The organism is Bacillus sp. FG16 (assembly GCF_057809515.1).
Map to the genome: position 1 here is coordinate 24,016 of NZ_JBMDKC010000027.1, position 13,772 is coordinate 37,787.

Annotated in this window: 11 protein-coding genes; 3 read left to right on the plus strand and 8 right to left on the minus strand. The window is 34.4% G+C overall.

Annotated features, from left to right (window positions below; all coding sequences use genetic code 11):
* The first annotated feature begins 123 nt into the window (after positions 1–123).
* Positions 124–981 (plus strand): peptidylprolyl isomerase PrsA, encoded by an 858-nt coding sequence (gene prsA / locus ACODS7_RS12320; RefSeq protein WP_029442131.1) that lies wholly within the window; start codon positions 124–126, stop codon positions 979–981.
* A gap of 40 nt (positions 982–1,021) precedes the next feature.
* Here prsA and ACODS7_RS12325 read toward each other — a convergent pair whose 3' ends face one another.
* The 3 genes from ACODS7_RS12325 to ACODS7_RS12335 all read right to left on the minus strand — a co-directional run bounded on the left by ACODS7_RS12325 (position 1,022) and on the right by ACODS7_RS12335 (position 3,458).
* On the minus strand, positions 1,022–1,285 hold the full coding sequence (locus ACODS7_RS12325) for a hypothetical protein (RefSeq protein WP_029442130.1): 264 nt from the start codon (positions 1,283–1,285) through the stop codon (positions 1,022–1,024).
* Positions 1,286–1,693: 408 nt separating this feature from the next.
* Complete coding sequence (locus ACODS7_RS12330) at positions 1,694–2,179, minus strand: hypothetical protein (protein ID WP_029442129.1); 486 nt, start codon at positions 2,177–2,179, stop codon at positions 1,694–1,696.
* Between the two features lie 424 nt (positions 2,180–2,603).
* Positions 2,604–3,458, minus strand: coding sequence for a CvfB family protein (locus ACODS7_RS12335; RefSeq protein ID WP_000281261.1), 855 nt, complete (start codon positions 3,456–3,458; stop codon positions 2,604–2,606).
* 230 nt (positions 3,459–3,688) lie between these two features.
* Between ACODS7_RS12335 and ACODS7_RS12340 the strand changes: the two genes are divergently transcribed.
* Positions 3,689–4,180, plus strand: a complete 492-nt coding sequence (locus tag ACODS7_RS12340; RefSeq protein ID WP_001040146.1) for a YajQ family cyclic di-GMP-binding protein — start codon at positions 3,689–3,691, stop codon at positions 4,178–4,180.
* Positions 4,181–4,947: 767 nt separating this feature from the next.
* Here the strand turns inward: ACODS7_RS12340 and ACODS7_RS12345 are convergent.
* Together ACODS7_RS12345 and ACODS7_RS12350 are read right to left on the minus strand one after the other, a co-directional pair.
* Complete coding sequence (locus ACODS7_RS12345) at positions 4,948–5,844, minus strand: helix-turn-helix domain-containing protein (RefSeq protein ID WP_243168401.1); 897 nt, start codon at positions 5,842–5,844, stop codon at positions 4,948–4,950.
* A 225-nt stretch (positions 5,845–6,069) separates the two neighbouring features.
* The gene (locus tag ACODS7_RS12350; RefSeq protein WP_243168400.1) at positions 6,070–7,365 is read right to left on the minus strand and encodes an alpha-amylase family glycosyl hydrolase; all 1,296 of its coding nucleotides are present in this window, start codon (positions 7,363–7,365) and stop codon (positions 6,070–6,072) included.
* Positions 7,366–7,584: 219 nt separating this feature from the next.
* Between ACODS7_RS12350 and ACODS7_RS12355 the strand changes: the two genes are divergently transcribed.
* Positions 7,585–8,817, plus strand: coding sequence for an ammonium transporter (locus ACODS7_RS12355; protein WP_243168399.1), 1,233 nt, complete (start codon positions 7,585–7,587; stop codon positions 8,815–8,817).
* Positions 8,818–9,081: 264 nt separating this feature from the next.
* Here the strand turns inward: ACODS7_RS12355 and katB are convergent, their stop codons facing one another.
* From katB to asnB, 3 genes are all read right to left on the minus strand, one after another.
* Complete coding sequence (gene katB / locus ACODS7_RS12360) at positions 9,082–10,548, minus strand: catalase KatB (RefSeq protein WP_098629147.1); 1,467 nt, start codon at positions 10,546–10,548, stop codon at positions 9,082–9,084.
* A gap of 59 nt (positions 10,549–10,607) precedes the next feature.
* A complete protein-coding gene (gene hemH / locus ACODS7_RS12365) occupies positions 10,608–11,567 on the minus strand; it encodes a ferrochelatase (RefSeq protein WP_098629148.1) in 960 nt (319 codons plus the stop codon).
* A gap of 186 nt (positions 11,568–11,753) precedes the next feature.
* Positions 11,754–13,601 carry an asparagine synthase (glutamine-hydrolyzing) gene (asnB, locus tag ACODS7_RS12370; RefSeq protein ID WP_098629149.1) on the minus strand — a complete coding sequence of 616 codons (1,848 nt, stop codon included), beginning with the start codon at positions 13,599–13,601 and terminating at the stop codon, positions 11,754–11,756.
* Between the last annotated feature and the right edge of the window lie 171 nt (positions 13,602–13,772).

A 13,772-nucleotide genomic window follows, 5' to 3' on the forward strand; every position in this document is an offset into this window, starting at 1 on the left:
CGTACATCAACAATTATGTTGATGTACTTTTTTACATTTTAAAGGAAAAAAACATTAAAAATTCACTTCATGTTCACTTCTATATTCTACAATAGCGATAACATATTCGGATGAGGTGTTGGCATGAGAGGGAAACATATTTTCATTATTACTGCACTAATAAGTATATTGATGCTATCTGCTTGCGGACAAAAAAACGGATCAGCTACAGTCGCCACAGCAACAGACTCGACTGTTACGAAGGACGACTTCGAAAAACAATTGAAAGATCGTTACGGAAAAGACATGCTATACGAAATGATGGCACAAGACGTCATCACAAAAAAATATAAAGTACCTGATGAAGAGGTAAATAAAGAAGTAGAAAAAGTAAAAAAACAATATGGAGATCAATTCAAAAAAGTATTAGAAAACAATCGTTTAAAAGATGAAGAGGATTTCAAAAATCAAATTAAGTTCAAACTTGCTATGAATGAAGCGATTAAGAAAAGCATTACAGAAAAAGACGTAAAAGACCACTATAAGCCAGAAATTAAAGCGAGTCACATTTTAGTAAGTGACGAAAATGAAGCGAAAGAAATAAAGAGTAAACTAGATGCTGGTGCTTCATTTGAAGAATTAGCAAAACAAGAATCACAAGATCTACTATCAAAAGATAAAGGTGGAGACCTTGGATACTTCAATTCAGGTACAATGGCTCCTGAATTCGAAAGCGCTGCCTACAAACTAAATGTTGGACAAATTAGCAATCCCGTAAAATCATCAAACGGTTATCACGTTATTAAATTAACTGATAAAAAAGATCTAAAACCTTACGATGAGGTAAAAAACTCTATTCGCAAAAACTTAGAGGAAGAACGTACTGCTGATCCTACATTCAGCCAAAAATTGTTACAAGATGAATTAAAAAAGGCAAATATTAAAATAAATGATAGTGATTTGAAAGATACATTTACTCTTGTTTCACCGCAAGGAAATTAAAAAAAGCACAACCTTATCTTTTTACATAAGGTTGTGCTTTTTAATCTTTCATCAATATTTTCAACTGTTTCTTCAAGCTTTTATAATGCCAATTGATGTGATCTAATTCTATCTCCACTTCAATTAACGCATCTATTAAGTCTTCTTTAGAATGTTTCGAATTCATAATATTTTCAAGCGTTTTTTCAAACCTTTCAGCACTCTCATATATATCATGTAAATCAACTGCTGCTATTTCGCGTTCTTTTTCAAGGGATAATACTGAGAGACTCTTTATTAATTGTTCCAGTACATTACCTTGCATTTTCGTACCTCTCTTTCAATATCTCATCTATTCTCTCTCGATCACTTGTAACTAAAAGTATACAAAATGCATCAGAAACTATTAAAACATTTCCAGTTTCATGTTATTACACCAAGGAAAAAAATCAATAATCCTGAAATGTAGGCCAAACTTATTTACATATTGTTAATTTTTTTGTGATCCCCGCAATCATACAACTTTTATTGATAAGTTCTCTATCATAAGAAATTATAAGATATACGGCATTATAAAATTTCATATGCTCACCTCTTTATCAAAGCGTATTACTCACACTCACTTTCGTTTGATAATTCAGATATCTACTTCCAGATAACCTCTAAATATTAGGGCATTCATTCAAGCACATTGCTTATTATCATACTTCCAATTACCTATAAAGTTTCTATTTCACGGATGCTCTCTAGTTTCTTTATATTCATCAATAATATACCCTGAATAAGTAGTAGCCTGCCTCTCATATCCAATTCTCGTTAGTTTTATATCATTAATCCATTGGAAATAATGCGTTAGTTCATGCGCAATAGTAAACAAATATCCTCCCAAAGCATCATCTTTTCCTCTTTTCTCTAGCTCATCACAATAATCTCCTGTCGAAATACGAATATACGGCTCATCATTCCGATTAAATGGTTCAAAGAAAGTACCATAGACCAACTCACCATCCATCGCCTTTATTTTATATGAAGATTTCACATAAATAGGTACTCTAATCGGGAAAAAATATTCTCGGCGTATCCATTTGCAAAACTCTTTAATAGCTCTTCTCACTTCAGGATCAACATCTTTATCGAATTTTAATCGTAGTCCCATGCGATGACTCTTCTCTTCTAAATTATAATATTTCCGCCAATTTGTTAGTGTCCAAATATGCATATAATCATCCTAATTATTTTATATTTTTAATACTGTCAGCGTTGTAAAAATTCAAAACATAGTGTAAAAGCTATCAAGATTTTATACATAAAGTGAAACTTTAATCAGTGAGGATCTTACTGCCCGGTGAATAGCGGGATAAACAGTACAAACACTGCGATAAATCTCTTATATTCTTATATTCTTTTATCCTTTTTAATGAATCACATAAGAAATACTACAATCAAAATCTTACTTAAAAAACTATATAATAATTAACCATATATTTTTAAAATTTTATAACATACCTCTTCTATAACTTTAGCTTCCATCCTGCCTACTTCTTTCAATGTTTACCTTATAGAGCGAATACATTATTAAAAATAAAAAGAACTATCCCTTCTCTTAAAAATTCAGAGAAAGAATAGTTCTTTTTTCATTTACTTTATTTCTTAAAGTAAGTCCAACCTTCTTCTTGGTAAACTTTTTCTTCTTTCATCAACTTACCAAGTGCGCGCTTAAATGCAGCTTTACTCATGTTAAAGCGTTCTTTAATATCTTCTGGATGGCTCTTATCCCAAAACGGCATTGCTCCGCCTCGTTCTTCCATATATGCATAAATTACTGCCGCATCGTCTTCCATTCCTTCTTCTTTACGAGGAAGAAGTGAAATGTTAATTGTACCATCATCTTTCACGTCAATAATACGGCCCGTTACACGCTCCCCAATGCGGACTTGTTCTTTTCTTTCTGTATGGTGTAAGAAAGCACGGAAATGCTCATCAGTTAGTACGAATGAACCAACTTGAAGCGAACGATATACACGTCCATTTACGTTTTTATTACGCATAGATGGCGTTGCATCTACGATAATTTCTTGCATATCACTGTCTCTTGCCGGAAGAGCAATTAAACGATCACGATTCGTTAATTTTAACGTACAATATAATTCGTCGCCTACTTCTGGCCATACTGGCATATAAATCGGGAACTCATCAGCTGGAATTAGTATATCTTTTGATACACCAATATCAACAAACACACCTAAACTAGGAATGACTTCTACAACCTTTACCCAGTTCCAATCATACGTTGTAATAATTGGCTCCTTCATTGTTGCTGAAATACGATTTTGGTGATCAAGGTATAAGAATACATCAATCGTATCGCCTTCTTCAATTTCTCCAGCTACTTCGTTTTTATGTAGGAAAATTTCTTCTTCTTCATTCCCAACCATATATCCAATTTCCGTTTCGCGTAAAACAGTTACCTGTTCAATCGATCCTATTTGCAAATACATATTTTTTAATTCCCTTCTATATATATAAAATTATCTTTTTTATCATTCCAAACAAAAGTTAATTATAACATGATTTTTCCTGTATTTGTCCAACTGCCCAAAATTCACTATAATAAAGTGAGGTTACATGAATATAAGTATGAAAACACTTAAGTCTAGACTCGTTTTCAGCTATACTTTAGTATGTACAGTACATAACAAGATTAGAAATTTATTTGGAGGTGCTAACTATGGCAAAAGATAGTTCTTTTGACATCGTTTCGAAAGTAGAATTACCTGAAGTAACAAACGCAATTAATATCGCATTAAAAGAAATCCAAAACCGATATGACTTTAAAGGAAGTAAAAGTGATATTAAATTAGAAAAAGAAGTACTAGTTTTAACTTCTGACGACGAGTTCAAATTAGACCAAGTAAAAGACGTTTTAATTTCTAAACTTGTAAAACGTAACGTTCCAATTAAGAACTTAGATTACGGAAAAGTTGAAGCTGCAACTGGCAACACTGTTCGCCAACGCGCAACACTTCAACAAGGTATCGATAAAGATAACGCTAAAAAAATTAACAACATCATTAAAGAAATGAAATTAAAAGTAAAAACACAAGTACAAGACGATCAAGTACGTGTTACAGCGAAAAGCCGTGATGACTTACAAGCCGTAATCGCAGCTGTTCGTAGCGCTGATTTACCAATCGACGTACAGTTCATTAACTACCGCTAAAAAGAAAACTCCTCTTAATTAGAGGAGTTTTCTTTTTAGCCTTGTAGAGACAATATTACAAGAACAAACCATAGAAAAAGGGTATACGCGGTAAAAATTGCTAAGTAAATTGAAAATAAGGAAAAGACACCTTAAGACGTTTCTCCTTCGATTTGAATTACTTTTCTTAGTAATTACATCCTAGGCCAAAGTCATCTTAAAAATTGCTATAACTCATAATTCCTCTCCTCGCCAAAACGTAACAATTTATGAGTATAAGAATATTTCCCAACCTTTAATGTAATGTAAAATTAATAAGTATTTTAAAAAATGTTAATTAAAAAAGAGTTAGAAGTGGTTATTTGAAGAAATTAATATTATGGTTTTTATTGGCCACATTCTCCCTAAATACTGTAGGATGTTCTAATAATACGAATACACTAACGGATAAGTCTAACTGTATCAACAAAGCTTGGTACAAAAAAAATATGTCATGTAATCATTTAAAAAACATTAAATAGTTAATGATAAAGGTCATAAAAAAAAGACACCTCAAAGTGCCTTCCTCCGACTTGAACCATCTCATTTTTAATAATATTTGGATGGAATTAAAAAGAAGCATAAATTGTTAATAAAGATGCAGACTTCAAAATAAAAAGTACACTAAGTAAACTCTTATTCAAAAATTTATATTAAACACTAATATTTTAGAAGCAAGTTTATTAGTGTAAAACCTACAGGGATTTCCCCTGTAGGTTTTATTATATTTCAAGTGATTTTCAAATGTATTATGAATGACTTTTTTCAGTTTGGTTTTCAAAATATTTTTCTTTAACCACTTTTATCAGATTTTCTTTTTCTGTTAGTTCAAATATAAATAATGCTTTTTCCATGTTATTTGCAATATCTTCTTCATTCTGTTGTTTAAATCTTAATAAATTACATCCTTTTAAATAGTACAGTTCACCTAATAAGTATAAAGTATTTAGATTAATAGCTAATTTGATGCCTTTATCAATGTATTTTACCGCCTCTTCATATTGATAGGTCATACCTAAACATTTCGCTAAATTAAAAATAATTTTTAATTTAATCGCTTTATCTCTCGGAAAATCTAACTTATTAAAATTAGTTAAACATCTTCCTAATATAGTAATACTTTTATCATATTCTTTATTTTCCGCATAAAATATAGACATTGTCTGCATAATATCTATTTCTCTTTCTGATAAAAAATCAACATTGGTTAAAGTTAGTTTTAATGCACTATTTAAAAGCTTTAAAGCAGTTTTTATGGATCTGTTCACCTCAAATACAGCAATTGCTTCATGCCATAGTAGAAATTGTTTATCTTCTTTTGCCTGGAAATTTTTTTCATCTTTCTCTTTTTTCACTATTTCATAAAGTTCTTTATATTGTTTTTGTTTTAAGCAATCTTTTATTACACATTTTACATTTTCTACATATTTTAATTTTTTATTTTGAGTTAGTGCAAATATATTATTTGGGTCAATACCAAGTCTTTCTGATAATTGATATAACAATATACTAGATGGATAAATCACACCTTTTTCTATTTTGCTAATTTGACTTTGTGAACATATTCCATGACATAATTCGGATTGTGATATATTTTTTTTAATTCTAAGCTCTTTAATAGTAATACCCAAATCGTAAAATTCCATTTTCCCACCTACTATTTAGCACTGTATTAGTATAAGAGTATTCTCTAACTTTTAATGTAATGTAAAATTAATATAGTTGCAATTATTGTTTGTTTCAAAGGTCTTTCTCTATCCGTATTGACACAAAAACAGGTTAGGAAGAAACTTTCTCCCTAACCTGTCCCCCCCGAACAAACTTACAAATACAATAAGAAGACATGAACATAGAGTGCGTAACTTCTCATCTCATCTACGTTTCCTTTTAACTGTAATTAAAAACGCAATAAATAATACATTCACCCCAACGATTAAGGAGATAAATAACCAATTCACACCTGTTTCTCCGTTAACTTTATACACATTTGATTCTTCACGCTTTAAAACGAGATAAAGCTTTCCGTTTTCTTCTCTTATAATTTCATCTTCTAACAATCCTCTTAACTCTTGTTTTTCACCAATCGCACTTGCAGGTAAGGAGACTTTTTGTGTTTCTTTCGTATTATTAATTGCTACTAAAGTTACTTCATCTTTATATTTTCGTTTTAGTATACTCATCCCGCTCTTATCATACAGTAGCTCAAACGTACCGCGTCGTAAAGACGGTCTCGCCTGTCTAAGTTCACCTAGTTTTGTTATGTGCTGCATAAATTTTTCGTCTGACTTAAAATCCATTAATCGTCTATTATCGGGTACACTTCCTCCATCTAATGCAATTTCAGTTCCGTAATAAAAATTCGGAATACCCGGTGATGTTAATAAATATGTGAGAGCTAGTTTCAAACGAGATGGCGGATAATTCATATGCTCTTTTGCAATACGAGCATATCTTTTTGTATCTTGATTATCTAAAAATATAATGGATTCCCCGTCTTTTTTACTCACATCATATAAAGGTTTCACCGATACATCCACTTTGGAAAACGATTCTACTATTTTTTCGTTATACTCACTATCTTCCTCTGTCATAATACGAAAATCTTTCTTTATTGCTTGCATGTCTTTTTGTACGCCATCCCAAAAAGCATCCGATTTTTTTTCACTATGTATCACATAACTGCCATCTAAATCAACTTCTTCGACCCACCATTTCAACGCGTCGATGACTTGCTGTTCGTTTCCCCCAAGTGGAAATTGAAGTACAACTTTCATTCCTTTTGCGTGCGCTTTTTGGATAAGTTCTTTCACATCATTTTCTGTTCCGAAATGTTCATTTACCTTTTGAAAATTGCGCACGTCTAATCCATCGTACTTTCCACTTTCAAAAAGTGGCGAAAGCATAACGGTAGTAAAACCCATTTCTTTTATGTAATCCAGTCTTTTTATAATCCCTCTTATATCTCCACCCTGATACCCTTCCAAATTGCCAACTTCTAACTGTTTGTCATTTTTCGGTTCTCCATTATTGAAGCGATCAATCATAATGGAATAGATAACTTCGTCTCGCCACTCTCTTTTTTCGTCTGCAAAAGTATGTATTGGTACAAACAAAATAACAGCTAAGCAAAAACAAATGAATAGTTTCCTAGTCCGTATTTTTCCCACACGCATCCCCCAAGTTTTTTAATTGTAAGAATATTATACCAATTTTCCGAATGAAACGCATATGTCGATTTCAATCCTCACAAAATAATACATGTCAGGTTTTCTAACATCATGTATATAATTTTCTGAATTTTTAGTTGATTTTTAATTTAATTTCGAATATGATATGAAACATAACAAGATGATGTTATTTTTTCTAACATTATAGGAGGGGAAATCATGAATATGGGAGATACGGTTTTTATGTTTATGACGACAGTAATGGTCATGTTGATGACACCAGGATTGGCACTTTTTTATGGAGGTATGGTTCGCAGCAAAAATGTACTCAGTACAACGATGCATAGTTATAGCGCAATGGCTATCGTTTCGATTCAATGGATTGTTATCGGCTATTCTTTATCATTCGGACCAGATTGGCACGGGATTATCGGTACACTTGATTGGTTCGGGCTAAACGGAGTTACCTACGCACCAAATCCAGACTACTCATCTACTATTCCTCACAATTTATTCATGATGTTTCAACTCATGTTCGCCATTTTAACTCCAGCTTTAATTTCAGGTGCATTCGCTGAAAGAATGCGATTTTCTGCCTTTCTTATTTTTATCCTTCTATGGACAACGATCGTTTACAATCCTGTCGCTCATTGGGTATGGGGCGTCGGCGGGTGGCTAAGGGAACTTGGGGCACTAGACTTCGCTGGCGGAAACGTCGTTCACATCACTTCCGGAGTTGCTGGTCTTGTATTAGCTATTTTCCTTGGAAAACGAAAAAACATAAATGGTTCTTCTCCTCACCATTTGCCATTTACAATGTTAGGCGCAGGCTTATTATGGTTTGGCTGGTTCGGTTTTAACGTCGGCAGCGCATTATCCTTAAACGACGTAGCTTTAACTGCATTTATTAATACAAATATAGCCGCTGCTGCCTCCGCTCTAACTTGGATGCTTTCTGAATGGTTCTTCCAATCAAAACCGACCGCGATGGGAGCTGCTTGCGGAGTTGTTTCTGGTCTAGTCGCTATTACACCAGCTTGCGGGTTCGTTACACCTTTCTCCGCCCTTCTTATCGGAGCAATTGGTGGTATATTATGCTTTGGCGCCGTTTTCTTCTTAAAAACAAAATTCGGGTATGATGATACACTTGATGCCTTTGGATGCCACGGCATCGGAGGAACTTGGGGCGGTATTGCAACAGGACTATTTGCAACCACTACCATAAACGGAGATGGTGCAAACGGATTATTTTACGGAAATGCCGCTTTACTGTTTAAACAACTGGTAGCAATTGGAGCAACATATGCATTCACAATAATAATGACGTATGCCATTATTAAAGCGATTAACTTCTTCCTCCCTGTTCGGGTAGATGAGCACCAGGAACACATGGGACTTGATATTTCGATGCATGGCGAGAAGGCTTATGAACATGCAGAACGAGTAAACTAAAAAAGAGATGCAATCTATTAGTAATAGATTGCATCTCTTTTTTGCGCAACGGGCAACATACCCCACCTAGTATAAATGTAAATATATCAACGGTTTTTTGGATATATCAACGATTTTTCAAATATATCGATTGTTTCTTTCAATATATCAACGGTTCGACACAACATATCGATTTACAAACAAATTCCGACATAATTTACAAGCAAAATACCCCACATAACTTTATACAAAAAAGACGACCGAAACCCGGTCGTCTTTTCCTATTTATTTCGGAGCATTTCCTACATATTGCGTAATATCAACATTTAATGCCTGCGCTAAACGCATACCGTATTCTTGATCTGCACGGAAGAAGTTACAAACAGCTAGTAATTTCGTGCGTTCATTTACGTCTTTTAAGTCATTTGTTAAGTTTGCAATTAAGTTATCTTGCTCTTCTTTAGAGAATGAACGGTAACGCTCACCTGCTTGTTTAAAGTCATTTGGTTTCTCGATTTTTTCACGAGATACATAACCTTCTACTTTCATAGTTGAATCGCGGTAAGCCTTGTCTTCAACTGGATTTTCAGTATGACGGCTCGGTTCGTAGTTAATTGTAGATGGATTTTGATTCATTTGCATCGCGCCATCACGTTGTTGGTTGTTAACAGCTGCGTACGGGCAGTTTACTGGAATTTGTAAATAATTTGCCCCCAGACGGTAACGCTGTGTATCTGGATAAGAGAATAAACGACCTTGTAATAATTTATCTTCAGATGGTTCAATACCATTTACAGTTGCACTTGGAGAGAACGCCACTTGCTCTACTTCTGCGAAGAAGTTTTTCGGGTTACGATTTAACGTCATCGTCCCTACTTCCATTAATGGGAAGCGATCTTCTGGCCATACTTTCGTTGGGTCTAATGGATCGAAATCTAAAGAATCCGTTTCTTCTAGTTGCATCACTTGTACGTGTAAATCCCACTTCGGATAATTTCCTTTTTCAATTGCATCGAACAAGTCACGAGTTGCATGGTTGAAGTCTTTTCCTTGTACTTCTTGCACTTCTTTTGCGCTTAAGTTACGTACACTTTGTTGTGGTTTCCAGTGGTATTTAATGTAAACAATTTTACCTTCTTCATTAATCCATTTAAATGAATGGACGCCGAAACCTTCCATTTCACGATAGCTTGCTGGTGTACCGTAATCAGAAAATACCCATGTCATCATATGTGTAGATTCTGGAGTTAACGTCATGAAATCCCAATAACGATCTGGCGTTTGAATATTTGTATCCGGTGCTGGTTTTAAAGAATGAACCATATCAGGGAATTTAATTGCATCACGAATGAAGAAAACCGGTAAATGATTACCTACGATATCGTAGTTTCCTTCTTCTGTATAAAATTTAACAGCGAACCCACGTGGGTCACGTGCTGTTTCAGGAGAACCTTGACCATGAATAACCGTTGAAAAACGAACAAATACAGGCGTTTCAGTTCCTTCATTTTGTAAAAATGCCGCTTTCGTATATTGCTTCATACTATTTTTCGTTACGAATACACCGTGAGCACCTGCACCACGTGCATGCACAACACGCTCCGGAATACGTTCACGATCAAAGTGCGCAAGTTTTTCTACTAAATGATAGTCTTCTAATAATACTGGTCCACGACGACCAGCTGTACGAGAATTTTGGTTATCTCCAACTGGAGCACCTTGGTTTGTTGTTAAGCGATTATTTGGATTCATCTAGGGGGATCCTCCTCTTTCTTTCATAGTAATTATTATTTATTTAAAATTATTATAAACTAATTATTATTCAAAACTAAACCTTTGTCAACTATTTCCTTCACTTTTTTTGAAACAATTTCAGCCAAACAGTCGATAAATGCAGATTGTGCATTCGGCATACTTGGTCTAAAATATTTGGCATTTAATTCATCAGTTACAACTTTACACTCATAATCGTTGTCATATAAAACTTCTAAATGCTCCGCCACAAAACCAACTGGACAATATATGAAAGATTCATACCCATGCTCTTCATATAAATCTTTCGTTAAACCTTGCACATCTGGACCAATCCATGGATCTGGAGTATTCCCAGCACTTTGCCAACCAATTGTATAGTTTTGAATATTTGCAGCTTCTGCAATTAAATCTGCAGTATGCTTTAGTTGCTCTACATATGGGTCTCCTGCTGCAATAATTTTTTCTGGCAAACTATGCGCCGAAAAAATTACGACGGCTTTCTCTTTATTTATAATATTAGTAAACGTCTCTTTTATTTGATCTGCCCAATAAGAAATAAATTTTGGTTCGTCGTACCAATGCTCAATCGGTTCTATAACAGGACCTTTTATTTCTTTTGATAGGCAAATTGCGCGCTCATTATACGCTTTAATGCTAAAAGTCGAATAATGCGGCGCTAACACAATACTAATTGCCTGCTCAATTCCATCTCGCTTCATTTCCTCTACAGCATCTTCTATAAATGGCGCAGTATGTTTTAAACCTAAGTAACAAGTAAATTCATACTCTGTAAATATGTTATTCATTGAATCTGTTAATTTATGCGCCTGCTCTTTCGTAATTTTTGCAAGCGGCGAAATTCCACCAATCGCTTTATAGCGCCCAATTAAATCTTCAAGCGCTTCTTCTGACGGCTTACGCCCGTGACGGATATGTGTATAATATGCCTCTACATCGTCTAATGATTCTGGTGTTCCATACGCCATTACGAGTAAACCTATTTTTTTCTTTGTCATCTATATAACACCTCAATTTTATAAATGAGAATCCTTTTCAGAACGTTTGTTTCCAATTATAACAAGCAATAATAAGTACGTCAAAATAATAATTCTAATTAAGTATTATTTATAAGGTGATTTTGAATTTTATATGACAATTTATTTAATAAAAAGCGACTTACATAATTGTAAGCCGCTTTTCCCTTATTCCTTAATATTTACCCCATATTCTTTAAACCAAACGTGAATTTGTGCTAAATGAGCTAAAAGCTGTGGCCCAGTCATCAATTGACCAAACCATGGTGTTTGAAATGCACTGCCACCAGACTGAATTAATCTGTTCAACTGCTCTTTATCAAACAATTCGTGTAAAATTGAACCTTTATCCGTTAATAGATTTTGAAGCCATACTGTTACTGCTTTTGTATAGTGTGGATTGTGCGTTTTCGGATAAGGACTCTTCTTTCTATATAAGATGTCATGTGGAAGTACATCTTCTAACGCCTTACGTAATAGACCTTTTTCGCGGTTTTTATACATTTTCATTTCCCAAGGAATATTCCACGCATATTCGACAAGGCGATGATCTGCAAATGGAACACGTACTTCTAAACTTGCCCCCATACTCATGCGGTCTTTTCTGTCTAATAATGTTGTCATAAACCATACCATATTTAAATAAAATAATTGGCGTCTTTTTGCTTCTAGCGGACTTTCTCCCTCTAAAATAGGAACTTCTTGAATCGACTCTTCATAGCGCCTTTGTACATATTGTTGTAAATTTAATTTATTTCTCCATCCTTTCTTTAGCAGTTGTTCACGCGCTTCTGTAGAGCGCATCCACGGAAAGGCACTCGATTGTAAATCATCTTCTCTATAAAACCACGGGTATCCACCAAATATTTCATCTGCACATTCCCCAGATAAACCGACGACAAAATCTTGTTTAATTTCACGACAAAACCATAATAATGACGAATCGATATCTGCCATACCAGGCAAATCACGAACTAGTACTGCTTCAGTTAAATACTCTGCTAATTTTTCATTCGAAATGACGCAGCGATGATGGGTTGTTTGAAATGTCTCAGTCATTAAATTAATAAACGGAGCATCTGAATTTGGCTGGAACGCATTCGCTTTAAAGTATTTGTCATTATCTTCGTAATCAACAGAATACGTGTGTAATTGCCCTTTTCCTGATTTCTCGTATTCTTTCGCTGCAATAGCTGTAATAGCGCTCGAATCTACACCACCTGATAAAAAAGTACATAGTGGTACATCAGAAACAAGCTGCCTTGTAATCGCATCTTGTAATAAAAAGCGTGTTTTCTCTACTGTTTCTTCAAAGGAATCTTCATGTTTTTTGCTTTCTACATTCCAATATCTCCATATACATAAACCGTTCTTTGAAAATGTCATCGCATGACCTGGACGTAATTCTTTTATACCAGCATAAATACCATGACCAGGTGTCCTCGATGGTCCAAGACCGAATATTTCGGATAATCCTTCTAACGTTACTTCCGCCTTCACATCTGGATGAGCCAGTATCGCTTTTAACTCTGAACCAAATAGTAATCGCCCACTATCATATTTATAAAATAGCGGTTTTACACCTAGTCGATCTCGCGCAATAAATACTTGTTCTTTCTGTTCATCCCATACAGCAAACGCATATATACCGTTTAAATGATCGACACATTCTTCTTTCCATTCAATATAAGAAGCTAATAATACTTCTGTATCAGAATGACCTTTGAACGTATATCCTCTTCTTAATAATTCCTTTCGAATGTCTTCTGTGTTATAAAGTTCACCGTTATAGCAAATGGCGTAATTCGTTTCATCTTTTAAACAAGTCATCGGTTGTTTACCACCCTCAGGATCCACAACGATTAAACGTTTATGCCCAAATGCGACATTGCCTTTAATCCAAACTTTATTATCATCCGGACCACGTTTCGCTAACGTCTCAGCCATCTTCGTAACGACATCTCTTTCTCCTTCTAATGAGCGTTTATAATCCACCCACCCTGTAATCCCGCACATATAAATCATCCTTCCATCTTATTTCTTTTCTTGAACGTGCAGTAATCCCCACCCTAAGAGTGCGGATCAAAAAATGGAAAACTTGACAATAACCTACTATCCACATATGGAATAGCATTCTCACTCAGTAAAACGTGTTTTATTGTATGCCCACCTATGTCTAGATGTGTC